We start from the raw sequence: 26,098 nt of genomic DNA, 5'->3' as shown, positions 1-26,098 counted from the left end.
CGCGCTATACCCGGTGCCCGAGGCTAACCGGCGTAACTAATCTCGTGCAGAGTCGTATCCAGACGGATCCAGCCGCGCTCCTCCATCAGGTAGCACGAACCGTCAGAACGGTGGGCAATAATGTTCGACGTATTATCCGCCGTCGAAATGGTCATCACGCCATCCAGACGGTCCAGCTTCGTCTCTTCACCGCTGAGGGAAATCACCTCAGACTCACCGTTCTTCACGTTCACCACCACGACGCTCTGGTCGCCAGCCCAACGGGCATTACGCGGAGTCACCGAAGAGCTCAGACGAACCATCTCCGTCAGGCGCAGAGGCTTGCCGGCATCATCACGCACAATACCGGAAATAATCACAGCCGACGCACCCTCAGTTGACGCCACAATCGCCATGCGCGCACCATCGTGAGAGACGTTCACGCTCGTAAAGCTCAAATTACGCTGCCACGACAGACCAATATCCACGCCGCGCTCGCGCTCATTCGCGTCCTCAGAGTCCGGCTTGAACGCACGCACAACGCCCGTACCATCGGCAGCCCACACCCAACCGTACGCATCAAAGCTCGGAGCAGTCAGAGCGGTACTCTGCCACACGCGGCGGGCAGTACCCTGATACACCGTGTACAGGCTCGCGGCATCATTCGCCAAGCATGCATAAACATCCGCAGTGTAACCCATCGCCGGGGAGCTCAACTGGCTCACGCCACGCAGAAGCAGCTGCTCGCCCGCGTTGCTCATGTAGTCATCACGCGCCACCATCTGGCCGTTCGAATTAATAGCAACCGTGCGGGCAGGAACACCCGGGTTCAGCTTCACCGCAGAAAAGCCGCTCGGTGCATTCTCAGGAATCAAAGTACCGTTGTAGAACACCTCGGTCTTACCCAGACCGGAGAAGTTCTCCAAACCGTGCATAATCTGCTCACGCACACGCGCCAAACGGTTATCGTCCAGGTGCTCACCCGAAAGACGAACCAGCACATCCTGGTTATCGCTCATGGTCGCCGTCTCAAGGCTCATCGACTCGTTCAACGCCGAGAACGCAACATCCTTCAGGTAGGAGGCCGGGCCAGCCATCAGCGTACGCACCAGCAACTCAAAATAGCGGTCCGTATGCGGGAACCAACGAATATCCGGCACAGCATAACGGAACGCACGATCATAGAAGTACAGGCGGCACGGGCTAAACACGCGCTCAAACTCGGCACCATCCAGCCACAGACCATCCGGGCAGGAGCTAATACGCCACTGGTTATCTTCCATAACCATGGTGAAGTCCTGAGTTTCAGTCTGAGCCTCCGGGAAGGTGCTCGTAATACCCTGACTATTCACAGTCGCCGTCTGCTGGAAACGCACATGGTAGGTACCCTTGGCAGCTCCACTATCGTCACTGCGAGGCTGCACCGTATTACGGTACACGCGAGTCGTACCCATAGGATTCCAACGGCGCGCAAAAGAAGAACTCAAATACTGGCGCGCCACAGCATAATTCTCAATGCTATCCACACCAGCACGCACGAAGCCCTCAATAATCGCCTCGGGGGTAGCACCCGCCAGCGGTCCCGGCGCACGCGCCGGAGAAGTATTAACGCTCTTCACGTCCAGACCGCTGCTGTGCTGAGTCACTCGATCGTTCGAAGGAAGACCCGCGCAAGAGCTCACGAGCGTCGCCAAAGACACCGCGCCCCAAGACAGCGCGGCGCGTCGAGAAACAATAGCCCTGTGAGCCATGGAGGTCTTAACCTTCCTCTACGAACAAAGACAAACAATCGCCAACTACCGTTGCAGGCCATCGCAACACGGTGAAAAGATGACCACAGCGAAATAGCAACACCGTGAAAACATATCTGCATTGATTGTACTGGGTGAACAGTGCAAATACGCAAGGATAAGCGTAAATACAGCCGAGCAACACCAACGCACCGATATATGACAGAAGCCTAAAGCCTCTCCCCGTTTGAACCCCTTAGAGCTCGCCCTCAAGGTTCGCTCGAGGAGCAATATTGGGCAGCGTATCCTTCGCGGTCGCCGAACGATGCGCACTCACCTCAGGCTCACCCGTCACCAAAACCGGCGACTCGCCCAAAGGCGCACCGTGAATTAGCGGCAGGTTTATCGTGAAGCAGGCACCGCGGCCCTTCTCGCCCCACGCCTCAATCGTGCCGCCGTGCAGACGCACATCCTCGGCAGCAATCGACAGCCCCAGACCCGTACCGCCCAGGGTGCGCTTACGTGAAGTATCAGCACGCCAGAAACGGTTGAACACCTGAACAGCCTCATCCTCAGACAGACCGATACCGTGGTCACGCACCGCAACACCCAGGTTCGTGGCATTCGCACCCACGTACACGTCAATCGGGCGGGACTCGCCGTGCTCAATCGCGTTGTACAGCAGGTTACGGAGCACACGCTCAATACGCACGCGGTCCATATCAACCATGATGCTCTCATGGCTCGTATGCACGTTCAGCTTAGTATTCGTGCGCTCCAGGTGCGGCAGAGCCTCCTGCAGAATATTCGACAGCACACGCATGAAGTCTTCAGTGTCGATGGTCAGCATTGCGCTACCGGCATCGAAACGAGAAATCTCCAGCAGGTCAGAAAGCATCGACTGGAAACGATCCACCTGATCGTGCAGAAGCTCCACGGTGCGGCTCTGCGTGCGTTCCATCTCGTCACGCGTATCGTACAGAAGCTCAGTACCCAAACGAACCGTCGACAACGGGGTACGCAACTCGTGCGAAACGTCAGAAACGAATCGCTGCTGCAGAGTCGACAGGCGCTCCAGCTGAACAATTTTCTCCTGCAGCGAGTCAGCCATCAGGTTGAAGGAATAGCCCAGACGCGCCGCCTGATGCTCACCGTGTACAGACACACGCTGATCCAGGTCGCCAGCAGCCAGCTTCTCCGCCGTAATAGCGGTCTGCGTAATCGGGCGGACCACAAAACGAGTCACAATCCACACCACAGAAAGCACCACAGTAAGCAGTGCACAGAAACCACCAAAAAGAACAAAGTTAATATGCGCAATCGTGGCGGAAGAATCCGTCATATCGTACACAAGGAACAAACCGTAATTAGGGTTCTGTGCAATAGAAATATGTGTACCAACAATAAGCACCGGATAGGTACGCTCACGATTATTTTCGACAGTAGTCACCGTAGACGTCTGCCAGAAAATACCCTCTTTATCGCGAACAGTTTGTTTGAAATCATTCGGAATACTCGAAGAATTCAAAGAATTATTACTGCTCTGCTCAGGAATAAAACCCTGCTTACCTTGACCTTCCAAAGGCACAAGAATCCAATTGCGCTTACCCGAGCTACCCGCATCCAGCACGGTCAGGGTACGGCTCACATTACGGCGAATTTCGCTGTCACTACGGGCCTCAGAGGAGTCCAGCACGCTCTGAACGTTACGGAAACCACTCTCCGATTCCGCCAGCGCCTGACCCTTCTGATTTTCAAAAAGACTCGTCGCAATCTGGCTCGACAAGGACCAACCCACCATCAAGAAGCTCAGGAACATCATGATGCCCGCAGTGCCCAAAGCACGGAACTGCAGAGATTCCTTCCATAGACGCTGAGCGCGCTGCATCAGGCTCCTACTACTCTGCTTTTTCGCCTTACGCGGCTTGGAAGTGCGGGTACGCGAAGAGGCGGAGGCTACCGCCTCCGCCGTCAAAGCGCCGTGCTCATGGCTCGACTTCGCAACAGACAATCAGGTTATCCCTTCGCCTATGAATAGGTTCCGATTAGCTACCGGAAGATCCCACCAGCTCGGTCGGAATCTTATAGCCAACGCCACGAACCGTCTGAATAAAACGATCCGCACCCAGCTCATCAAACTTAGCGCGCAAACGCTGGACGTGCACGTTTACCAGCGAATCGCTCACATCAGTGTAACCCCAGACCATATCCAGCAGTTCCTGACGGCTCAACGCCTGACCCGGGTGGCGCACCAGCGCAGCCAGCAGGTCAAACTCCAGAGGAGTCATCGGAACCTCAGTGCTGTGGTACTTGACGGTACGACCGTCCATATCCATGACAATATCGCCAATGGACACCACCAGCTGGCGGCTCTCGCGCGGACGCAAACGAGTACGAATACGCGCCAACAATTCAGCGTGCTTAAAAGGCTTCGCAATGTAATCATCAGCACCAGCCTCAAGACCCTTAACAACATCTTCAGTGTCGCTTTTAGCGGTCAACATAATAATCGGCACATTAGAAGAGCGGCGAATTTGCTGGCACACTTCAATACCGTTCATGCCAGGAAGCATCAAATCCAAAAGCACCAAATCGGGAGTGGAACGCATAAAAGTTTCAAAAGCGCGTGCACCATTTTCACAGAAAACAGCGTTAAAGCCCTCTTGCGCGAGCACGAGGCCAATCATTTCCGCCAGAGCATCATCGTCATCAACCACCAAAATGGTGTGTGCATCGCTTGCGCTCACAGTACCTCCCTAAAGAATTGTCGTAAATACTTACATAAAAATGCTGATTATCTAATCATACCGCGCACTCAGCCAATGCACGGGCACACTCTGTCACACGAGCCAGCGAAGCCGTGGCATCCAGCACACTCACCGTACCCGAAGCCGCCCCAGCAGACGCGGAACCGCCCTGAATACGCTCATCAGGCATCAAACCCACCGCGCTCAGCTGAGCAGATTCAAGACCAACCTCACGCCACAGGCTGTACAGACGGCGCACCTGATCAGGAACCCGTGCAGAAGTCACCACCGGCAGCCACAGCTGAGCCTGAGCCTCCAAAAGCTGCGCCACAGGTTCCCAGGAACGAGGATCGCTCAGCGGAGGAACCTGCAGCATGCCCGGACCCTTCAACCGGGCACGGTCAGGATGCAACAGCAAAGCACAGGGAGCGGCACCCTCGACCTGCATAGCCTTCACCAGCGCCAAAGCATCAAGGGCGGGGCGGGACTGGCTGAGCAGCTTCAGCTCCTGCACCGGCTTGAGCGCGGTGCCATCCACATCAAGGATGAGCTGCAGGTTCAGCTCCGCGAAGCGCTCCGCCACACGGCGGTACACCTGCTGATAGTAGTGAGGTTGCAGCGAAGGCACCGAACGGAAGCCACTCACCGTAGGGATAGAGCCCTCCAGCAGACGTTGAAACTCCGACTCATCCAGCTGCACGGCAATCAGCGCCCGCGGAGCCTGCAAAGCCTCACGCAGAGACTCCACCCAGCGCTCCAGCCCCTCCAGGAACGACTCCAGCAGATCACGGCTCGCCCCTGTATCGCTGATAGCACGCTCACCGCCGGGCAGGTAGATGCTTGCGGCAAGGGTCAACGGGCCAACCAGCTGAATCTTATACACCGGGGCGGTGTCCTGTCCGGAGCCAAAACGCTTTTTCTGCGCACCCACGCGATCAGCCAGAAGGTTGATATCCGAGAGCAGACGATCCTGCGCCAGGGCAGACTCGCGCGCTCCCCTGCCGCCGCTATGCACCATGCGCCAGCCAAACGAGACACCGTCAAAGGCAAGTCCCTCGCACACCGCCAGGGTGCGTGCCAGCGGGCTAGCCCGCCAACCCAGCGCAGGCAGATGCGGCAGGAACGGCAGATGCGGTGCGCCCAGCTCGCCTTCTACACGGGACATCGCCTCAGCCAAATCATCGCCGGGAAAATCACCCCGACCGCTAGCGCGCACCAGCGGACGCTCAGTAGCGAGCGCGGCAAGGTCCTGCTCGGTCAGTTCGTCGCCTTCGGGGGCGCGGTACTCACCGGGCAGTAGCAGGCGCTCCGGCACCGGCTCGGTGCGGGCATTCTGGCGGTTGGAAGAATGAGCGGGCATAGGGGTTTATCCAGAGGAATCAGATGACGTACAGATTCAAACGCAATGATGCGAAAGTAGCGCGGTACTAGCCTTCGGACTTCTCAGCTTCAGTTGCCTCGCCATCCTGCTCAGCCTGCTCGTTTGCGATGCGCACGTGGTGGCGAATCACCTCAGAAATAATGAAGTTCAGGAACTTCTCCGCGAACTCCGGGTCCAAGCTGGATTCCTTTGCCATGGCACGCAGGCGAGCGATCTGTGCCTCTTCACGACCGGGGTCGCCGGCGGGCAGGTTGTGCTTAGCCTTCAGGATGCCCACGCGCTTAGTTGCCTGAAAACGCTCCGCGAGGATGTGCACCAGCGCTGCGTCAAAGTTGTCGATGGAGCGGCGCATGGCGAAGAGCTCTTCGTAGACTTCCGGTGCGACTTCATCGCCCATGGAGGTGGCGTGGGGGTCAAATTCGCAGGACGTGTTCTCGGCGGTCATCGGTTTCTCCTCAGATCGTTTGTGGTCTTCTATGCGATGCGGTTGCGGTGTGGTTGGGGCAATCCGCGGGGTGTCTATCGCTGGGAGTTGGCGCTCAGGGTTTCCTGAATATCTTCGCGGTCCAGTGAGTAGGCGCGGGCGATGGTGGACTGGCCCAGCACGCGGGTGCCCTGGTAGAGCACCATGGTCTGGCCCGGTGCCACGCCGGAGAGCGGGTCCAGCAGGCGCACTACGGTTTCTAGGCGCAGTGCGCCTTCTTCTTCAGCTTCGGGGTCGGGTGCCCAGGTCATGTACGCCTTGGCGCGGACCGGGTCGGCGTGCGCGCGAACCTGTGCGGTCACCTCAAACTCTTCGCTACGGGCGCCCGCCTGTGCGGGCTCTTCCAGGAAGCGTGCCGCCTGCTCCACGGGCACGCCAGCCCAGGTGGCGCGAATACCGCGGATTTCGTGCACGGCAAGCAGCTCGCGGGAGCCGACGATGACTTCGTTCTCCTTGGGGCGCACCTCCAGCACGAAGCGGGGCTTACCGTCGGCGGCGGGGCGGCCCAGAGCCAGGCCCTTGCGCTGGCCCACGGTGTACGCCTGCGCGCCGGGGTGCTCGCCGAGCACCTCACCGTGGGTGTCCTTGATGAGGCCGGGGCGCATCTTGATGTGGTCGCCCAGCCAGGCGCGGGTATCGCCTTCGGGAATGAAGCAGATGTCGTAGGAGTCCGGCTTCTTCGCCACGGAGAAGCCGCGTTCTGCCGCCTCCGCACGCACCTGTGCCTTGGAGGGGGTGTCCGCCAGGGGGAACCAGGCGTGCTTGAGCTGTTCGTGGGTGAGCACGCCGAGCACGTAGGACTGGTCCTTCGCCCAGTCGGCGGCGCGGTGCAGTTCGCGGTTGCCGTCTTCGGTGGTGATGACGCGGGCGTAGTGGCCGGTCACCACGGCGTCGAAGCCGAGGGCGAGGGCGCGTTCGAGTAGCGCGGCGAACTTGATCTTTTCGTTGCAGCGCATGCAGGGGTTGGGGGTTCGTCCGGCTTCGTATTCGGAGATGAAGTCGTCAACGACGTCTTCCTTGAAGCGTTCGGAGAAATCCCAGACGAAGAAGGGGATGCCCAGCTGGGAGCAGACGCGGCGGGCATCCATGGAGTCTTCGAGGGTGCAGCAGCCGCGGGAGCCGGTGCGTAGCGTGCCGGGCATGCGGGATAGGGCGAGGTGAACGCCGACTACTTCGTGTCCTGCGTCTACGGCGCGGGCTGCGGCGACTGCGGAGTCAACGCCGCCACTCATAGCTGCAAGAATTTTCACTGCCTATCCTTCTGTTGTGTTGAGCCTCTAGGAACGTTCGGAGCGCGCCCTGCGTGTGGGCGGACTTTCTGTTACTGTAGCTATCCATTGTACGCAGGGGCTCGGCGGGATATTGGGCAGTGCACCCTCAGCCAGCCCTCAGCGAACGCTGAGATTGCAGGCTGAGGGCGGTTCGGTATCTTCTCTTCTGGGTTTCTAATGCCAGCGGGAGGCGTCCGGCAGCTGCGAGGACAGTCCCGCCTTTGCAGCCTGTTCGTAGGCGGCGGGTAGTGCCGCGATGAGGCGCGCAATATCGGCTCCGGTGGTGGAGTGGCCGAGGGTGAAGCGCTGGGCACTGCGGGCGGTGTCTTCGTCCATGCCCATTGCCATGAGCACGTGGGAGGGGCGGGTCACCCCGGCGTTGCAGGCGGAGCCGGTGGAGCTGCTGATGCCCTGCATGTCCAGCAGGAAGAGCAGGGTGTCTCCTTCGGCGTTTTCGAAGGTGAAGTGGGCGTTGCCGGGCAGTCGCTTCTGGCCCGGGTATTCTTCGGTGAGCGGGTTTTCGCCGCTCAGGTGCGCCTGCGGGATAAGCGCGCTAATTGCCGCAACGAGTTCGTTGCGTAGCGCGGCGATGCGGGCGGATTCTTCGTCGAGGTGCTGAACCGAGTGTACGGCGGCCTCCGCGAAACCTGCGATGGCGGGCGCGTCGATGGTGCCGGAGCGTACGGAGCGTTCCTGACCGCCTCCGTGAAGCACGGGGGTCAGCTGCACGGCGCGGGTTGCAACCAGCGCGCCGATGCCCATGGGGCCGCCGATCTTGTGGCCCGAGATGGCGAGGGTCGCTACCCCGCTGGCGTGGAAATCAATGGGGACCGCACCGAATGCCTGCACCGCATCCGAGTGCACGGGAATACCGTATTCGGCGGCGATAGCGGCAATTTCAGGAATGGGCTGTACGGTGCCGACCTCGTTGTTCGCCCACATGACGGTCACGAGGGCGACATCTTCGGGGTTCTTTTCGATGAGCTCGCGAACGGTCTGCGGGTTGACGCTACCGTGCTCGTCTACGGGGATCCATTCGAGCTGCGCACCTTCTGCCTTTTCGAGCCATTCGCAGGTTTCTTCCACGGCGTGGTGCTCGATGGAGGAGACGAGAATTCGGGTGCGCTGCGGATCTTCTTCGCGGCGCTTCCAGTAGATGCCCTTAACGGCGAGGTTGTCCGCTTCGGTGCCGCCGGAGGTGAAAATAACCTCGGCGGGGTCGGCTCCGATGGCACGGGCGATGCGTTCGCGGGCGTATTCGACGGTGGCGCGGGCGTCGCGTCCTACGGCGTGCAGGGAGGAGGGGTTGCCGCCGTTGCGCATCTGTTCGACCATGGCGTCGATGGCGGCGGGCAGTACGTCGGTGGTGGCGGCGTGGTCGAGGTAGACGCGGCCGTTCTGACGGTTGGTTTCTGCGCTCATGGTTCCTCCTGCTGGGTTGTTTGGCGACTTTTTTCGCCTCGCTTATTTTATCGCGCCCTGTCCGAGCTCTTCTAGGCGTGTTCACCTGCGGCTGGGTCGGCGAGCGCTACTGCCCCGGGACGCTCAATGCTGGTCGGGGGCTGTTCCGGGCTGGTCGGGGGCTGCGCGGTACACTTAGGAACGTGTTCAAGATTCTTTTCTATACCCCTGAGATTCCCGGCAATACCGGCAATGCTATCCGTTTGGCGGCAATTACTGGCGCTGAGCTGCACCTGGTGAAGCCGCTGGGCTTTAACTTTGATGATGCGCATCTGCGCCGCGCGGGTCTGGATTATCACGACCTGGCGGTGGTGACGGTGCATGAGACCCTTGAGGACGCGTGGGAGGCTCTGGCTCCGGAACGTGTTTTTGCGTTCACGACGACTGCTTCGACGTCGTATGCGGATATTGAGTACCGTCCCGGTGACGTGTTCATGTTTGGTCCGGAGTCGGTGGGTCTGCCCGCTGAGGTTCAGCAGGATCCGCACGTGACTGAGCGGGTGAAGATTCCGATGAAGCCGGGTCGCCGCTCGCTGAACCTGGCTAATTCTGCATCCATTGCGATTTTTGAGGCATGGCGTCAGAACGGTTTTGAGGGAGGCTCCATCTAGCATGGCTGCAGCACACCATAATCTGCCGGGGCCTCTGGTTCAGCAGATTCTGGAAACCACCCCTCCCCTGGCTGAGCAGATTCGTTTGGATTCGCAGAATAGGGAGTTCACGGAGCAGGGTTGGGAGCCGGTTTATTCGGCATCGCCTCATGCCCGTATTGTGGTGATTGGTCAGGCGCCTGGGCGTGCCGCACAGGAGAGCCGTATCCCGTGGAATGACCCGAGCGGCGTAAAGTTGCGCGAGTGGATGGGCGTGACGGACGAGCAGTTCTATGACCCCGAGCTGATTTCGCTGTTGCCGATGGATTTCTATTACCCGGGTAAGGGCGCGCACGGCGATAACCCGCCGCGTAAGGATTTCGCGCCGAAGTGGCATCCGCAGCTTCTGGAGCTGATGCCGGATGTGCAGCTGATTCTGCTGGTGGGGGCTTACTCGCAGAAGCACTACCTGGATGGTGTGCATGCCCCTAAGGCGCAGAAGAACCTGACGGAGACGGTTCGTGCGTGGGAGTCTTATCTTCCTAAGTTTCTGCCGCTGGTGCATCCTTCGCCGCTGAATTTTAGGTGGCAGGCGAAGAACCCGTGGTTCGAGCAGGAGGTTGTCCCGGCTTTGCAGAAGCGCGTGGGCGAGGTTCTCGAGGGCGTCTAATTCTCCCCTAATCTGCAACGCCAATACAGTTTGCTGTACTAACAAAAGAAAGCTCCCACCCCATACGCGGGGTGGGAGCTTTCTTTGTGTACGCTATGTTGCGTTCTTGCTGAACGTTATAGGCAACTGAGCGGGTGTCTCTCAGCCGTATCTCTCAACGTTCGTTGGCGCAACGCGTTTTGCTTCTGGCTGTTTACTTCTGGCTGTCGGCGTCGCCCAGGGTCACGGTGATGTCATGGGTGGAGGAGCCGCGCTTAATCTTCAGCTTCAGATCAGAGCCTGCTGCCGCGGCACGCACGGTACCGTTAAGCTCGTCGCTCTTGGTCACGGCGTGACCGTCGGCTTCAATCACGACGTCGCCGGATCGCAGGCCTGCTTTCGCGGCGGGGCTGTTAGATTCTACCGAGGCAATTTCAACGCCACCGGGGATGAGCTTGGACGAGCCCGAGCCGGTGTCCGCGGGGCTGTTCTTCACGCTCGCGCCCAGGTAGCCGTGGGTTGCCTTACCCTTGGCGATGATCTCGGAGGAGATGCGCTTGGCGTAGTTGGAGGTAATGGAGAACGCCATACCGTCGGCGGTGCCGCCATCCTGGCTTGCCTGGCCCTGCGCGTTAATGCCGACCAGTTCGCCCTTGAGGTTCACCAGCGGGCCACCGGAGTTACCGTGGTTGATGGGAGCGTCAACCTGAACCATGGGGATGTAGTTCTGGCCCTTCGCATCGGCAGGCTGCACGCGGTTTGCGTTCGAGACCACGCCGGAGGTTACCGATTCGCTACGACGATACGGCGCGCCGAGGGCAACCACTACCTCGCCGGAGACCAGCTTGGAGGAGTCACCCCAGGTGATGGGCTGCAGGTCCAGGCCGGAGGGGTTAATCTTCAGGACCGCCAGGTCAGCGGCAGAGTCCAGGCCCATCACGGTTGCGGTGCGTACGGTGCCGTCGCTCAGGCGCACCTCAATGGTGGATGCTTCTCTGGAAGATTCGAGGGTAACCACGTGGTGGTTGGTGAGGATGTGGCCTTCCTTGTCGAGGATAACGCCACTACCGCCGCCGGAGGAGGAGCCGTTCGAAGCAACGATGGTCACGGTAGAGGGCAGGACCTTCTTCGCGGTTTCTGCTACGCCTGCCACGGTGGAGGAGTTGCTGATATTGGAGCTGACGGAGCCGCGCGAGGAAGCGCTGGAGGAGCTGTTGTTCGATGCTGCGATGCCGCCTCCGACGCCCGCGCCAACGCCGCCGCCAACGAGGGCTGCGAGCAGAGCTGCGGTGAGCACAACACCGGCACCGTAACGCTTGTTGTTATCGGTGTTCTGAGGTGCAGACTGTGCCGAAGCGACCTGAGCAGCCGCCGCCTGGGGGTAGGTGTATCCGGGAGAGGCGTATGCCTGCGGGTATGCGTTCTGACCCTGCTGCTGGTTTGCGGGCTGGTAGCTTGCCTGTCCGTTCACGTTCTGCAGGGGACGGGTTGCATCCGTGACGCCGTCATTGCCGCCGTAAGACCATCCGTTGTTCTGAGTCATAAGTTCTCCTAGAGTCGCGCGTGTGCCTCACCCTGGGCGCACGCTATCTTTCTACTGTAGAGGGTGTTTTATGGCGTTCTATATTTTTTTGCTGTTGGTTATCGGGGAGTTCCCTGGGAATTTTCCTCACACCCTTTCATCGGCAGCTGATTCGCGGGTCTGAGATACCCGGAGATTTGCCCGACGGCTAGTTTGTTTTGGGGCTTTGTTCGCTACTCGCTCTCATGTTTCTCTTTTAAAGCGCCCAGTTTTTCTCCACGGTTTACACAGCATGATGCTTCTTGGTACACAGCTTGAACACAGGGTCAGTCCGTAATGTTGAAGGCACATAGAGCCGAGAACAAAGGCAAAGGACAAAGGTAAAGGAGAAACCCATGATGATCGGCACCCTGATTTTCTGTGCGATCTTGGCAAGCTCCATCGGTATTGGTGCGGGTATTGTGGCGTGTTGCTCGGGAATGGTGTACCGCCGTCATCGTGCGGAAAAGGCCTCCGAGCTGGCTCAGCAGATGGCTACCCACGCACTGACTGCCGGTAGGTAGCGTAGAGAGTTTGATAGTTTTCCGGGGCGGGAGATGAGAGCCCTGCACCGGGAGGGGCGAGAATCCCCAGTATGTCCCGAAGGGTCGGTGTGAGGACCGGCCCGGGTGTGATAATGAGTTGAGTGATGATTGATGCGGCGTGAGCCCCTACATGAGGGCGCACGCCGCATCGTCCTTTAACTGTGAGGCGGATGCGGGGCACAGGAAGCACTGTCGGAGAGTACCCGGCACCCCGGCTACTTCCCTTTTAGTATGCGGTAAGGCAACGGCGTTGCGAGCACCCGGGATTTAGCTGGGTTATGGTGAAGTCATGAGGATTATTTCTGCTGTTTTCGCTCTTGTTGGCGCGCTGTCGGTCATGCCTGCGGCGGTGGCGTCTTCTTTGGATGGCGCAACACGCCTGTATGCGTTGCTTATATTTGTTCTGATCTGCGCGGCGGTAGCGTTTTTCGCGTCGTTGAGCCCTTCGCGCCGTCGTGCGCGTGAGATTAGGCGGCAGGTATTACAACAGCAGCAGAACCAGGCGATGAATCAGCAGAGACCTTCACAGTCTGCGGCGCAGCAAGTACCCCCTCAGCAGGTTCCTTCGCAACCAATACAGGGCGCGGTGAGCTACCCGATGCACTACCAGCCGAAGCCAGCACAGCCGGGTAATAGTGCTCAGCAGTCGGCGCAGGGTTCTGCTCAGAACCAGGCGCAGTCCCCGCTCCCTGAGCCGGATCAGGCTGTCAATGCTCAGCAGACTCAGCAGAGTCAGCAGGCTCAGGCGCCCTCGCCTCACCCTGCCTCGCCTCAGCCTCCTCAGCAGCCGGTGGCGGCGCCGTCCCCGTTGGAGCCGATGCAGGTAGGTGGCGAGTCTAGTTCTTCTACAGCGCAGAACCATTCAGCAGAAAGCCCATCAGCAGAAAACCGGGAGCAGCAGAGCATGACCCAGAACACCCCGGCGCAGCCTGAAGAGCGCCCGCAGCAGGAGACCGCCCCGCAGGCTCCCAAGAATAACCCGGCGCCCTCCGACCATTTCTCTTTGAGCACCAACTTCAAGCTCATTCCCCCTCTAGAGAACGCGCAGCGCAGCCGCTACCCCATGGTGCTTTCTGTCAGTACATCAGAGGATGAAGTCTTTGCGCTGCCGTCGATTAGCGGTGTGCCGCAGCATCTGCTGGTGGGCACGCAGGAGAATCATGTTCCGCTGAATCAGCGTCCGCGCCTGCAGCAGATTGATATTCTTGAGAACTATCTCATGCGTGCGGTCATGAACCTGCAGACGCTGGAGCGTGCGCAGGTTTCTCCGTTGCACAGTTTCAAGGAGACTGCCCAGGCTGACCGCACGGTACTTGCCGCTGAGCTGGAAGAAACCATCCGGGTATCTCGGCTGAAGCTGAGCGGGGCGCTGGAGTTTTATACGTCCCTGCCTCGTCTGGCGGATACCCCGGGCTCTTTCGCGTTTGCTCGCGATCATGCGCTCTCCCTGAGCGCCACCGTCATTAGCCTGACCGAGGAGTGCTTTGAGCGCACCTTCCGGTGGCGTCTGCTGGAGGATACCCTCCCGGACTCTTTGAGCGACCGTCTCTACGCGGTGCGTTATCTACGTGAGAGCGCGCAGAAGCTGGCGGCTTTTGTGGAGCTGAGCGATTTTGATCGCGCCATGCAGCTTGCCGAGACCTGGAAGAAGACTGTTCGTAAGGACTCGAATCTCGATGAGGTCAAGGTCTGGAATGAGATGACCGAAGTTGCCTTTGACGTTCTGCCCGAGTTGCGAGAGCGGGCGTTGAAGGGCGTTCAGTCTACGTTGGAGTTTAGCGAGCTTTTCTACCGTTCCGGCGAGGACGGTACGCACCGTATGCTCCGCCCGGAACAGCTGAGCGAGTTTGAGCTCAAGGGCGTGCAGTCCACGCTGGAAGAGCGCCTGGAGAAGGTGCGTCTTGAGCTTCAGGATGCGGAGTTCTGCGCCGCGGTCTTGAGCTTGCAGGCGCGCTCTGTCATTGAGCTCCTGGAGGAGCTTCTGCAGGTTGAGCAGGACGGCGTTCTGGCGGAGGTCGTGACCGATTTGCGGGCGCTTGCTCATGACTCGCCCGACCTTGCCGAGCAGCCTATCCAGACGTTGATGTTCAGCCGCGAACAGTACGCCCCGGATGGGGAGGATCTTCCGACCATTGGCGAGCGCATCCGTTCCCTCTCGAGTGTTCCCGAGGTTCTGGCGTTCGTTCACTACGAGGGACCGGTGCTTCTAGCGGGCGTCTCGGATCCGTATAAGGCGTTTTCCGGGGAAGGCTCCTTCGAGGGTCTGCTTTCGGAGGAGAAGAGGCTATCTTCCATGCCGCTGTCGGTATTGCGCACTCATTCGCGGCTTCTACGGCAGGTGCTTCGCCTGCAGAATCTACGTTTGAAGCTGGCGTGGGTGAGTAGCTGTAGCGGTTACATGCCTTTGAGCCTGGTTGATCGGTATTACGTCGGCCCTTCTGCCGGGGATGAGGATTTGAAGGAGCTGACCGAAAATATTGAGGCGCTCGCTGAGCTTCTGGAGGCTCACGCTAGCTCCCGGGAGTATAGGGGTCGTGACGTGCCGGTCCCCCGCATCCTGTGGTCACAGATGCGGGAACAGGCAGATCGCAGTTCTAGGTTGCTGAATACTGTGCAGTTCTTAGGCTGGATGTTCGCCTCGTCTTCACGAGTTCAGGTGGTGAACGGCATAGCACAGAGTATCCACGATGTTGATGCCGCGGAGGTAGTGGAGCACCTGATGAGCAATCTGAAGATTGCGCGCCGGCGCTAACTAACTGAATAGCCGGTGAGCCGGGGTCTAGCATGAGCCTAGACCCTGGCTTTCTTATATACCGGCTTTCCTGTATACCAGCTTTCCTGTATAAAGCCTGGGAAGTCGGTAAACGGTCGGCAAACAGCGGCGCAATATTCTCGTATCTGTGCGTCTGTGTGGCTGTGCCACAGCTACACTAATAATGTGACCAGCACTAAGGTGTGCGATGAACAAGCACACCGTGAAGTGCAGGTCCGTTCATACTTCACGACAACGGAGGAAAGACCATGACCGAGCACGCCTTTGCGCGTCAGATTCGTCCCGCACGCCCTCGCCTGCGCACTATCTTGGGTGCCACAGTGCTGGCGGCAGGTCTTTCTTGTGCCCCGGCGGTTTTGCCGGCTGGTTCTGCATTTTTGAGCACGTCGGCGCAGGCTGCTGCCCCGATGCAGATTACGGGCACCACCGTGTACGATTCCACGAACTCTTTGGGTGATACCGCTACCCTGAAGTCTAAGATTTCGGCTCTGTCGAAGAAGCACAACGTGGATTTGCACGTGGTGGTCATCGATAAGTTTGAGAACCCGTCTACTTCTTCGAGCTGGACGAAGGCGCTTGCCACGAAGAACAATTGGGGTTCTGCCGATGTGGTGCTGGTGATTGCTACCGAGTCTCGCCAGGCGTATTTCTTAGCCGGTAGCACCAAGACCCTGTCGAGCGATCAGCAGACGAAGGTGTACCAGAACTACATCAAGCCGAAGTTGCAGAACAGCGACTATTCGGGTGCGGCACTGGCCGCGGTTGAGGGTATCGAGGCTCAGAAGGGCGGTAGCTCTTCTGGCGTGGTGACCGGCGTGCTCGGTGTGGGTGCGGCGGCGACCGTGGGTGCTGGTGGTTACGCGATGTACCGCCGCCGCAAGAAGAAGAACGCTCAGCAGCAGCCTCAGCGTTCCTACGGTGCACCTCGTAACTACTCCCCCATCCCGGAGGTTCCGCTGGAGGAGCTGCGCACTCGCGCCGGCAGCGCCCTGCTTCAGGCTGATACGACGATGAGCCACGCGAAGCAGGAACTGGATTTTGCGCGTGCACAGTACAGCGACCAGCAGGTGGCTGAGTTCGCTCAGGAGATTGCACGCGCTGAGGACCTGATGCGTAAGTCCTTCCAGCGTCAGCAGCTTCTGACCGATAGCATCCCGGATACCGAGGCTGAGCAGCGTGCCTGGTTGACTGAGATTATTGATAACTCTCAGGAAGTCACCCGCATTGCTCAGGAGCAGGACGCTAAGCTGGCTCAGCTGCGCAACCTGGAACAGGAGGCACCCCAAGCTATTGAGGCGCTGGCTCAGCGTCTGCCGCAGCTGCGCGCCTCGGTGGAAGAGATTGCCGCCCAGTACCGCGCGTTGAAGGAACGTTACCTGCCCAGCGCTCTGGAGCCCATTTCCAAGACTCCTACCCTGTTGGAGTCGAACATGGTGCTGTGCGCCGCTGAGGTTGAGAAGGCTCAGGCGACCGTTGCTACGGCACGTTCGGAGGCGGTCGCTCACCTGCGCACCGCTGAGGAAGCCGCCTCGCAGATTCAGGCGCTGGGTGCGGCTGTGCATGCCCGTTCGCAGGAGCTGGAGCAGGCTCAGCTGGGTCTGAGCACCGATCTGCTGAGCATTCAGCGTGACGTGGCGGAGGCGAAGAGCCTCGCTGCTTCTCAGCGTCGCGATGATTTGGGCGCGGTCGCCGCCGGTATGGAGGCGGTACTCAACCAGGTCAACCAGAGCGCTTCGGCTCGCCCGAATGACCCGCTGACTCTGGCGAACCAGCTGCGTCAGCTCTCCGCTGAGCTGGATAAGGCAATGACGAATATGCGTGCTACCCGCGAGCGTTCTCGTGCGGCTTCGCAGAACCTGGATCGTACGATGCGTTCCGCATACGCTGCGGTGAACGGTGCGCGTAGCTACATCAATAACCGCCGCGCTGCGGTGGGCCCGATGACCCTGACCGCTGTTTCTGAGGCGGAGCGTCACCTGGGTCAGGCTCAGCGCCTGGCTTCTTCGGATCCGCTGAACGCCATGAAGGAAGCCAACATGGCGATCCAGAAGGCTACTGACGCACAGAACCGCGCGCAGAGCGAGGTCGGCAACTACTACAACAACCAGAACGACCGAGGCGGCGGTAGCTTCGGCGGTGACCTGGCAAAGGGCCTGCTGCTGGGCGCTCTGATGACCGCAATGAACTCCGGCACCAGTAGCTGGGGTAGCAGCGGCGGCCACAGCGGTGGCGGTAGTAGCGGCGGCAGCTGGGGCGGAGGCTTCAGCGGCGGCGGCGATTGGGGTAGCGGCGGCGGTGACGGCGGTAGCTTCTAACCGCCTCCGATGCTAACGATTCTGTCGGTCGGTTTCTGTAGGTTTTTCTACAGTCTGACCGGCGGGGTGGCTAGCTTACCTCACCGCTTTCTTCCCCAGTCGGAAAACACCTGAGGTAATTTACCAAAAGTTTAGGTTGCAGAAATCAGGCGTGCATCATTTTCACAGCATGCACCCAGAAATCTGCCACATAATTAGTTATACGGGCACGGCTCACGAGGAGCGTAGTGCTCCCCCGCAGCCCGTGAACAGAAAGTAGGAGATTATGGCTAAGCAGACCATCTTCGGCCGTATTGCACAGCTCACTAAGGCAAACATCAACGCTCTGATTGATGCAGCTGAGGACCCGGAGAAGATGCTGGACCAGATGGTTCGTGACTACACCAACAACATCCGCGAGGCGGAGGCTGCAGTAGCACAGACCATCGGCAACCTGCGACTGCTCGAAAAGGACCACGCTGAGGACGTCAAGGCCGCTCAGGAGTGGGGCACCAAGGCTCTGGCAGCTTCTAACAAGGCTGATGAGTTCCGCGCAGCTGGCGACGTTGCCAACGCTGACAAGTTCGATAACCTCGCGAAGATTGCTCTGAACAAGCAGCTGCTGGCTGAGAAGGCTGCACAGGCTGTTGAGCCTCAGCTGGCTTCCCAGACTCAGGTTGTCAACCAGCTCAAGGACGGCCTGGAGAAGATGCGCTCCAAGCTTGAAGAGGTCAAGTACAAGCGCGATGAGCTGACCGCACGTCAGAAGACTGCAGCAGCTCAGACCCAGGTGAACGACGCTCTGAAGGCGTTCGACGTTCTGGACCCGACCAGCGAGATGAGCCGCTTCGAAGAGAAGGTTCGCCGCGAAGAGGCACGCGTCATCGGTCAGCAGGAGCTGGCAGCTTCCTCCCTGGATGCACAGTTCAACACCCTGGACCAGATGGAGCGCGAGACCGAGCTGGACGCTCGCCTGGCCGCTCTGAAGGCAAAGAACGCTCCGGCAGCTCCGGCTCCCCTGGCTGTGGAACTCCCCACCCAGACTCTCTAAGCCTGAGATTCTCATGCCTGGTCTAGCGCATAGCTTCTTGAGCTAAACCCATAAAGAATCCGCCCCGTTCCTGATGAGTTCAGGAACGGGGCGGATCTTTATGCGTTAAGGGGTGCGAGCTTTAGTTCGCGTAAATGTACAGGTAGCCTGCCATCGCGGAGCGGGTAACCGCATCCGAAGAGGTGGAACCGGTACCGATACCGTTGGAGGCGGCCCACGCCAGAGCCTGGGACGCGTAGCCGCCCTGAGCCTGTGCCGGGGAGCCAGCTGCACGGTACATGAACTCAGCCATGGTGGACTCGGTGACGGCCTCCAGGGGGCGGAAGTCGCTACCGTTGATGCCCTGCTGGCTCAGCCAGAAAATCTCCTTGTACGCGGGGTGGTTCGCCGGAACATCGCTGAACGGCGAAACAGCCGGTGCGTTCACGGCGGGGCGACCAGCCACGCGGTACAGGTAGGTTGCCAGCTGCGCACGGTTGACCGATGCGTTCGGGCGGAAGGTGCCGTCCGCGAAGCCGAGCATGATGCGGCGATCAGAGTTCCAGCTGATCTCGTTGTAGTTCGGGTTTGAAGAGGACACGTCGGTGTAGCCCAGCGCGGGGGTCTTACCGGCGAAGTCCAGGGAGGACGCCAGGATGTGCGGCAGGTCGTAGTCGTGGTGGCTGAAGCCGTCAATCAGCTTCACGCGGGCGTCGGAGAAGCCAGCGCCCAGGTATGCGTTGTAGCCGGACTCGACTGCGCCTCGTGCGCTCCAGGTGACGGGGTTGGTGTTACCGGAGGTGTCCTTCGCGCCAACCCACCAGTACATCGGGGATGCCTTGGTGGTTGCGTCAGCGTCCACGGAGCCGTCCGAGTCACCGCCTGCAACCATGATGGAGCCGCCGCCGTTACGCCATGCGGTGTTGTGGTCGGTCAGCTCGTAGGTGATGAACTCGGCGCCACCGGAGTAGCCCATGGTCCACACCTGGGAAGCGTCCAGGTTGTTCTGGCTAACGAAGGACTTCGCGAAGGAGCGGAAGAACTCGCCATTAGCGTCCATGTCTTCCCACCAGGTGATGCCGTCACCGGATGCGTTGGTGTCCGGGGAGATAACCGGTACGAAGACCATGTTGCGGGCGTTAGCGATCTTGCCCATTGCCGCGAGCATACCCTCGTCGGGGGTGTAGACTTTGGACTCGTCACGCTGCCAGTAGTCACCGTCGAAGTAGAAGACCACGCCAACGGGCTTAGAGTAGTCCAGGTTGTTCGCGTACACGTGGTACTGGGAGGTGGTGCCCGCCGGGGAGGTGTAGCTCTGGTAGGTTGCGGAGCTCATGGTGCGGGCACGCTGAGTGTTCTGCTTCTGCTCAGACTTCTGTTCGCTCTTCTGCTCAGCCTTCTGCTCGACCTTGGGAGCGGCGGTTGCCTTACCCTTGGTAAGCGAGTTGCTCAGAATCTGCGAGAAGTTGTAGTCGAAGTGGCCCGAGCCGTTCAGAACGGTCGCGGAAGCGTTGGTGTAGCCGGCGTTGCGGTAGGCGTTGTAGCCGCCCTCAACGGCCCCTCGTGCGCTCCAGGTCTGCGGGTAGGTCTCGCCGGAGCCATCGTTCGAGTTTGCGTACCAGAACATGGGCTGGGACTTCAGCGCAGCCGAGGGGGTGCCCTCGTCCAGGCCGCCGCCAGCAATCATGATGGATCCGCCGCCGTTGCGCCAGGTCTGGGGCTTAGTGTTCAGCTCGTAGGTGATGAACTCAGCGCCACCGGAGTAGCCCATGGTCCACACGTTGGAGGAGTCCACACCGTTAGCCGCAATGAAGGAGGAAGCGAAGGAGCGGAAGAACTCGCCGTTACGCTCCATGTCTTCCCACCAGGTCACGCCAGCATCGTAACGGTTGGTATCCGGGGAGATGACGGGCACGAACAGCATGTTCTGTGCCGCAGCGGATGCAGCCATCTGAGCCAGTTCACCGGAGGGGTCGTAGACCTTGGACTGGTCGTTGCGCCAGTAGTCACCATCGAAGTAGAAGACCACGCCAATGGGCTTGGAGAAGTCCACACCCTCAGCGTAGACGTGGTACTGCGAGGTGGTACCCGCCGGGGAGGTGTAGGACAGGAAAGTCTGGTTGGTGCGGGTTGCCGCCACACCGGATGCCGCCTGGGTAGCCTGTGCAGGCTGAGCGGTGGGGGCAACATTCTGGGTAGCTGCGGGGGTCTGTGCAACCTGCGCCAGGGTCGGCTGAGCGGAAGGCTGTGCAGCCTGTGCCGCCTGTGCAGACTGGAAGGTAGCTGAGGGAGCAGCCTGCTGGGTTGCTTGTGCGGGCTGAGCAGCCTGTGCAGTGTAAGTCTTCTGGATGGGCTGAACCGCGGTCGTTGCGGGAGCCTGCTGAGTCTGCTTTGCCTGTTCTGCCTGCTGGCGGATCTGCACAGCAACCTGCGAGAGGGTGGGCTGCACGGTGGAGGTGAACAGGGACTTCGGAGCCTGGGTAGCTGCGCCGGGGATGTCCTGAACGACGGGTGCGAATGCGGAAGCGGGTGCTACCAGGGTGCTACCGAGCACGGAGGGTACGGCGATGGCTGCGAGAGAGCCAGCCTTAATGGTGCGGGGGCGAAGTGCCATGGGTTGTCCTCGTTGTTGGTGTTTCGTGGGGCGCGGACGCCCGAGAGTGGTTGAGTGATAGGTGGTCTATAGGTGAGAAGCCTATAGGCGGTCGGCCTGCGAATGTGATGCCGCATGGAGCAAGTCCAGTAACCGTCCCGTGTGTGTTGCGGGGGTTTCCTCGTGTGATGGAGGGGTGCAGTATTCATTTCGGAGAGCTACGCGGCGGACCGCGGTGACCACGTACTCAAAGCTACCAGGTCAAAAAGCCTTTTCCAGCGGTTTTTTGGGGCTATTTTTGGGTATCGAACAAGATTCAATCTTAACAAGAGCTTTTTCTAAGCTTCTAGTTTAACTTGAATCACCCTCAAGTAGAGGTTGAATGGGCTATTTTTCCTTGATTTTCCGGGGTTTTTGAGCGTTTTTTGAAAGAGTTTCAAAAAACTCTACAATTAACTTGAATGTTTTATATGTGACTACAATCACTTTCAGAGTGAATTGTTGCACTCGAAGACCATTTTCTTCCAAAAACCGCGGAATTCCGGGGCAGAACGGGTGATTTCCAAGCCCGGAATATAGACACCTTTCGCATATTCCACTTTGAGAATGCACTTTGAGGCAAAAACAGCCCCCTCGCCACTCCCCCACCCAGGCATCCTATCGGACCCCTCATCACGCTCTTGAGACCCGCCCCAGAGCCCCCTTCAGGACCCCTTTCAGATCCCCTTTCAAGGAGCTCAAAAGCAGCGTCTCAAGAAGGCGTAACCACCCTCCAGCAACCGCTCGGAAGTGACTCCACCACCCCCATGGGCACACCCGCTTGAAGCCCCGATAGACGGACTGAGGAATACCTCGAAAGACGCATCGGGAGACGTTCCGAAACCAGTCCAGGGTACTTTCACGACGGTTCTATGAAATTCCGTGAGGAGGTTTCAAGAGGGGTTTCGAGAGGCCGAAAGATCCACCTCAAGCACCCCGGAAGGGGCAGCAGGCTGCCCCCCCCCATCAGTCTCCCCGAAGCACCGCCCCGACAAGGTTCAGAAGACCCCCTCCGCAGATTACAGAAGGCAGGAGATACGGAGAGGCAGGAGATATAAAGAAAGCCGCCCAGCAGGCGGCAGAAAGGTAGCACAAGAAGAAGAAAAGTAGGCGGCAAATGAAGACAGGTCGCCGACAGGAAAGGTGCAGGAAGGTGGCGAAAGAAGGCAGACCGGCGGTCGGAAGGTGACGGGAGGACAGCAGAAGGAGACAGGTCGGCGGGAGTACGGGTTTTAGGGAATAAAAAAACTCCCGATAGCTAAGCTATCGGGAGTTATCCGTTGCGGGGACAGGATTTGAACCTGCGACCTGAACATTCTGAAAGTTGCCCCTACTAATCTTGCATCGTTGTATCATAGCAGTGCGGGTAACTTTCTGTTACCTGAATATGTTCAGATTCTGAGAGCTTGGAGAAGTCGTGGTCACCGTTGACCTTGACACCCGTGTTGAAGAGGTTGAGGAAGCTGTTTGTCCTCACATCACCTCGAAGTTCCTGTGCGCCCCTGGGTGCCCGACGGGTGGCATTGCATGCTTCACTGCCCAGTGTGCTAACGGCTGCGGCATCTCTGTTGGCTGCAAGTGGTTAGTAGCTTTGTCGCAGCAGTCGGCCCTGGAGGGAAGGCATCCTAGGCCTTACCTCCAGGGCCGTTTTCTTTGAAAGGTAGGCCATGCCAGCTATATCGGTAACTGATTTGTCGGTTGGGTACAAGAATTCCCCAGTAGTGAGCGGCATTAACTTGCAGCTAAATACTGGCAGGATAATCTGCCTCCTTGGACCAAATGGGGCAGGTAAAACCACCTTAATGAAAACGCTCCTTGGTCGGATAAAACCAGTAAGTGGCCACATTAGATACGATCAGACAGACATTAGCGAAATGTCAGCTGCAATCGACCATCCAAGCTACTTTCCGTATCTGAGCGGTAAACAAAATGTACAGGTCGTCGCGGCATTCTGGGGTCTGGATGTTGATCCTGAGTCGGCCTTGGATAGTGTGGGCATCGTCCGCGCTGCCCACGGGCGGAAAGCCAAGGACTACTCGACCGGCATGAAGGAACGGCTGGAGCTTTGTCTTGCTTTATTATCTAGACCAAGATTTTTGTTCCTTGATGAGCCACAGAATGGTTTGGATCCAGATGGCATGATCTCCTTGTCTGCGACGCTTCGTCGTTATCGGGACGAAGGGAACTGCGTTGTAATATCAACGCACCTCCTCCATGAGATTCAAGGCGTCCCGGATGAGTGTGTCGTAGTTCGTAACGGCAAAGCTTTGCATATCCCCGACCTCAACGGCGTGAATCTCGCGGACCTATATCACCGGGGGTAGGACCATGCGAATTACTTCAGCTATCCGTGCTTTGCTTACTTACTATTGGAACATCTGGTATTTTCTCGCGGCTATCTTGGGCTCAATGGCGTCACTATTCCTCGGTGCATGGATTTCAAGTGAGGCAAGCGGAACTCCAATAACAGGGGGATACAGCTTCTTCTTTACTGGAACGCAGCCACTAATTTCCCTCGCATTACTCTTTATACTTGATGCTAGGGTTTCCAAGGTCCACTACGGGGGTTTGCCTCAGCAGGTATACATTGCCTGGTTGCCTAGCGTCCTACGCACCATCTGTCGAACACTTTCAATAGTTCTTGTAAACCTACTTAGTGTGCTGCTATTCGATCTAACAATGGTTTTGTCTGGTTCGAAAATGCACTCTGGGCTAGCAACCCTGCTTTGCTTTCTTACCTTCCAAAGTATACTAATTGCTCTGATCTACTCGACATTAGAAATGTCTCTCAAAACCTCCGACTGCCGCGGTAATTTCAGGTGTTCTTCTGTACTTCTGGATAGTGCTACCCGGTAACCTAGCTGACAATGCTACCCCATACATATCAAACGCCCTCCACTCCGTAGGGCTGAATCTCAATGGTACCGCAATCTCGTTCGTAGATATCCAGGAGCAATCAAATTTCGGTTTCTCTGCGCTTATCCCGGTACCAATCCTAATTATTACCTATGTTCTTGTGGCTAGGTTTCGAAGTAAAGGAGCAGTAAGAAAATGAAGTCTTTGTGTTCTATCGAGCGAATTGCAATCATTCGTTGGGTCACGATCGCTTATCTCGGTGCACTAGTTCTTCCGCTGCTGTTTCTCCGTTATGGAAATACCATTGCCGTAGCGCAATCCGCGTTACTCATCATGCTCCCAATTGCCACGGCAGGTCTAGCTTTGTCGCATGCTAAGGTCCCTGCCTCGTACGTCTCGTTTAGTATTCACGATAAAGTTCTGCTCCGGTTCATTGCTAAATCGCTGCTTCTCGCACAAGTAGTTAACCTTTGTTTGAGTCTGCTTTATGTCTCTATCATTGGCGAGCTTGTTAATGAGCGACTGTCGAGTCATACTGCTTTAGTACTTGTTTTCTCTTCGGTTGTGCTAACTCTGGCCTGTTTTGCGCTTCGGCTTTGGACTACTTCATTAGTTTCATGGATTGTTATCATCTTTTTTGTGGTGGCAGGTCTTCCGATTAGCACAGGTGATTTTGCGAACTCACCGATCTTGTTTGCTGTCGTTCCCACGACTTGGATTTTAAAAGGCGCCACCTTTGGCTCCTATATATTTTCTACCGGGTTTCTGTTGGCTGCGATAAGTTCGGGGTTTTTACTAACGTCGGTGAAACGTGCATAGCTATACTTCACTTGGAAAAGCGTATGTGAGGATAGCTGCACTTCCAACGGATAGGTTTCCAAGTGACGGCAAAGCGAAGTCAGCGTTTGCTAAACTGTTCTATCGAATCCCAGTTTGAGATCGGTCCTTGCAAGTTCCACACCTTCGTTTTATTCCGCTATCACGAAGGCTATTTCCGGCTCTTCCGAGTTGAGTGTGGGTGACCAGGTATTGGTCGGGGGTTGTGGGTAGAGGTCGAGGTCCTTGATGATGAGCGGACTTCTACCACCGCGATCTTCAAAGGACCTCCTGTTGACTTCTTACCGTGACGGATCATGGGGCAGCCACACACAGAGCACGATGCAGTATTCACAGGAACGAGGCAAACACGACCAACTGAAAGAGTGACTTTCCCGCACCAGAAAGCCGAAAAGTCACCCAACCAGCAACACGTAGTGTCCTATAACCCAGAAAGAAAGCTCTCCCTGGAAGCCACTGAGGCTTCCAGGGAGAGCAGTCAGAGAGTGCGAAAGACGAATACACCGCTATCAAGCGTGAGGCGGCCGATGGGGGAGTCGTAGGTGGCGAGCGCCGGATCAGAATTGCTCGGGGTGATCGCGGTAGGCATACGCCCACACTGTCACGGCGACAGTCACAGCGCGAGTCCACGCGTCACGGACAGCGTCCAGTTCTGCGCCCTCGAAGCCCTCCGCCAGGAGACGGTGCCCGACCTCCACAGTCGGCGCGATGAAGGCGAGCACGTAGCGCAGAGGCACGAATGGCGTCGAGTCCGCCCCATCCGCCGCGTTCTTCGCCGCGGTCATGTGTCGAGCTCCGATCAGGTACTGGTAGTCCAACCACGCCTGATCCCGCTCGCGCGTGCACATGTCGATGATCCACTGGGCGAATCGGGGCTTTGACGCCTGCGCGTACTCGGGGTTCGGCTGTCCATCCGGATGCGCGGAATGTGCTGCCAGGTAGGTCTTTTGAGCCAAAATCCCGCGCCACGTGTCGACCATTTCCATGGCATGCGGCGCCAGGATGGGTTCTGCTCGCGCGAGCAGCTCTGCGTCACCGGGCTGGACGTGCGCGGCGGCCTCAATCTGGCGTAGATCCTCGAGTGTGAGCGGAGACGTGGGGACGGCATCGGTGCCGTAGGTGTACCCCGACGAGTGGTCGTAAGCGGTCATGCGAACCTCCTTGAACTTATGCGTCATTGTAGAACGTGCTCTTGCTCAGGTCAAGTACTGTGGAGTGGTGTAATCGTTTTGTGTCCTTCGGGTTGGGTTATGCGCTGAGTTGGAGTGGGGTGTCCTC

19 protein-coding genes are annotated in these 26,098 nt (G+C 58.3%); 9 read left to right on the top strand and 10 right to left on the bottom strand.

Going from position 1 to position 26,098, the window contains the following annotated elements; genetic code table 11:
* Positions 1 to 23 precede the first annotated feature (23 nt).
* The 7 genes from HMPREF2980_RS04615 to HMPREF2980_RS04585 all read right to left on the bottom strand — a co-directional run bounded on the left by HMPREF2980_RS04615 (position 24) and on the right by HMPREF2980_RS04585 (position 9,014).
* Positions 24 to 1,730 carry an LpqB family beta-propeller domain-containing protein gene (locus tag HMPREF2980_RS04615; protein WP_070690398.1) on the bottom strand — a complete coding sequence of 569 codons (1,707 nt, stop codon included), beginning with the start codon at positions 1,728 to 1,730 and terminating at the stop codon, positions 24 to 26.
* Between the two features lie 235 nt (positions 1,731 to 1,965).
* Positions 1,966 to 3,720 (bottom strand): MtrAB system histidine kinase MtrB, encoded by a 1,755-nt coding sequence (gene mtrB / locus HMPREF2980_RS04610; protein ID WP_070690397.1) that lies wholly within the window; start codon positions 3,718 to 3,720, stop codon positions 1,966 to 1,968.
* 34 nt (positions 3,721 to 3,754) lie between these two features.
* Positions 3,755 to 4,456 (bottom strand): MtrAB system response regulator MtrA, encoded by a 702-nt coding sequence (gene mtrA, locus HMPREF2980_RS04605; RefSeq protein ID WP_012903206.1) that lies wholly within the window; start codon positions 4,454 to 4,456, stop codon positions 3,755 to 3,757.
* 55 nt (positions 4,457 to 4,511) lie between these two features.
* Positions 4,512 to 5,816, bottom strand: a complete 1,305-nt coding sequence (locus HMPREF2980_RS04600; protein WP_070690394.1) for a uroporphyrinogen decarboxylase/cobalamine-independent methonine synthase family protein — start codon at positions 5,814 to 5,816, stop codon at positions 4,512 to 4,514.
* A gap of 67 nt (positions 5,817 to 5,883) precedes the next feature.
* Complete coding sequence (locus HMPREF2980_RS04595) at positions 5,884 to 6,282, bottom strand: chorismate mutase (RefSeq protein WP_070634482.1); 399 nt, start codon at positions 6,280 to 6,282, stop codon at positions 5,884 to 5,886.
* A gap of 74 nt (positions 6,283 to 6,356) precedes the next feature.
* Positions 6,357 to 7,571, bottom strand: a complete 1,215-nt coding sequence (mnmA, locus tag HMPREF2980_RS04590; protein ID WP_070690391.1) for a tRNA 2-thiouridine(34) synthase MnmA — start codon at positions 7,569 to 7,571, stop codon at positions 6,357 to 6,359.
* Positions 7,572 to 7,766: 195 nt separating this feature from the next.
* Positions 7,767 to 9,014 (bottom strand): cysteine desulfurase family protein, encoded by a 1,248-nt coding sequence (locus tag HMPREF2980_RS04585; protein ID WP_049354270.1) that lies wholly within the window; start codon positions 9,012 to 9,014, stop codon positions 7,767 to 7,769.
* Between the two features lie 182 nt (positions 9,015 to 9,196).
* Here HMPREF2980_RS04585 and HMPREF2980_RS04580 point away from each other — a divergent pair, with 182 nt between their 5' ends.
* Positions 9,197 to 9,664, top strand: coding sequence for a tRNA (cytidine(34)-2'-O)-methyltransferase (locus tag HMPREF2980_RS04580; RefSeq protein WP_070690387.1), 468 nt, complete (start codon positions 9,197 to 9,199; stop codon positions 9,662 to 9,664).
* Position 9,665: 1 nt separating this feature from the next.
* Positions 9,666 to 10,313, top strand: coding sequence for a uracil-DNA glycosylase family protein (locus tag HMPREF2980_RS04575; protein ID WP_070690385.1), 648 nt, complete (start codon positions 9,666 to 9,668; stop codon positions 10,311 to 10,313).
* Positions 10,314 to 10,506: 193 nt separating this feature from the next.
* On the opposite strand, the gene HMPREF2980_RS04570 is transcribed toward HMPREF2980_RS04575, so the two are convergent.
* Positions 10,507 to 11,835 carry a S1C family serine protease gene (locus tag HMPREF2980_RS04570; RefSeq protein ID WP_070690383.1) on the bottom strand — a complete coding sequence of 443 codons (1,329 nt, stop codon included), beginning with the start codon at positions 11,833 to 11,835 and terminating at the stop codon, positions 10,507 to 10,509.
* A 374-nt stretch (positions 11,836 to 12,209) separates the two neighbouring features.
* Here HMPREF2980_RS04570 and HMPREF2980_RS09515 point away from each other — a divergent pair, with 374 nt between their 5' ends.
* From HMPREF2980_RS09515 to HMPREF2980_RS04555, 4 genes are all read left to right on the top strand, one after another.
* Positions 12,210 to 12,377, top strand: a complete 168-nt coding sequence (locus tag HMPREF2980_RS09515) for a hypothetical protein (RefSeq protein WP_168160863.1) — start codon at positions 12,210 to 12,212, stop codon at positions 12,375 to 12,377.
* A 310-nt stretch (positions 12,378 to 12,687) separates the two neighbouring features.
* A complete protein-coding gene (locus HMPREF2980_RS04565; protein WP_070688515.1) occupies positions 12,688 to 15,150 on the top strand; it encodes a non-ribosomal peptide synthetase subunit in 2,463 nt (820 codons plus the stop codon).
* Positions 15,151 to 15,419: 269 nt separating this feature from the next.
* Positions 15,420 to 17,486, top strand: coding sequence for a TPM domain-containing protein (locus HMPREF2980_RS04560; protein WP_070690381.1), 2,067 nt, complete (start codon positions 15,420 to 15,422; stop codon positions 17,484 to 17,486).
* Positions 17,487 to 17,751: 265 nt separating this feature from the next.
* The gene (locus tag HMPREF2980_RS04555; RefSeq protein WP_005505336.1) at positions 17,752 to 18,516 is read left to right on the top strand and encodes a PspA/IM30 family protein; all 765 of its coding nucleotides are present in this window, start codon (positions 17,752 to 17,754) and stop codon (positions 18,514 to 18,516) included.
* Positions 18,517 to 18,637: 121 nt separating this feature from the next.
* Here the strand turns inward: HMPREF2980_RS04555 and HMPREF2980_RS04550 are convergent, their stop codons facing one another.
* Positions 18,638 to 21,109 carry an S-layer homology domain-containing protein gene (locus HMPREF2980_RS04550; protein WP_070690379.1) on the bottom strand — a complete coding sequence of 824 codons (2,472 nt, stop codon included), beginning with the start codon at positions 21,107 to 21,109 and terminating at the stop codon, positions 18,638 to 18,640.
* Positions 21,110 to 22,544: 1,435 nt separating this feature from the next.
* Here HMPREF2980_RS04550 and HMPREF2980_RS09725 point away from each other — a divergent pair.
* From HMPREF2980_RS09725 to HMPREF2980_RS04540, 3 genes are all read left to right on the top strand, one after another.
* Positions 22,545 to 22,784, top strand: coding sequence for a gallidermin/nisin family lantibiotic (locus HMPREF2980_RS09725; protein WP_005505332.1), 240 nt, complete (start codon positions 22,545 to 22,547; stop codon positions 22,782 to 22,784).
* Between the two features lie 64 nt (positions 22,785 to 22,848).
* Positions 22,849 to 23,451 (top strand): ABC transporter ATP-binding protein, encoded by a 603-nt coding sequence (locus HMPREF2980_RS04545; RefSeq protein WP_239663304.1) that lies wholly within the window; start codon positions 22,849 to 22,851, stop codon positions 23,449 to 23,451.
* Positions 23,452 to 24,178: 727 nt separating this feature from the next.
* Positions 24,179 to 24,802, top strand: coding sequence for a hypothetical protein (locus HMPREF2980_RS04540; protein ID WP_005505326.1), 624 nt, complete (start codon positions 24,179 to 24,181; stop codon positions 24,800 to 24,802).
* 575 nt (positions 24,803 to 25,377) lie between these two features.
* On the opposite strand, the gene HMPREF2980_RS04535 is transcribed toward HMPREF2980_RS04540, so the two are convergent.
* On the bottom strand, positions 25,378 to 25,971 hold the full coding sequence (locus HMPREF2980_RS04535; protein ID WP_005505324.1) for a protoglobin domain-containing protein: 594 nt from the start codon (positions 25,969 to 25,971) through the stop codon (positions 25,378 to 25,380).
* Positions 25,972 to 26,098: the final 127 nt, after the last annotated feature.

The sequence above is a fragment of the Rothia sp. HMSC076D04 genome, from assembly GCF_001814645.1.
GTDB classification, from domain to species: Bacteria; Actinomycetota; Actinomycetes; order Actinomycetales; family Micrococcaceae; genus Rothia; species Rothia mucilaginosa.
Note: the sequence above shows the minus strand (reverse complement) of the source record. Positions and strands in the feature narration are given on the sequence as shown.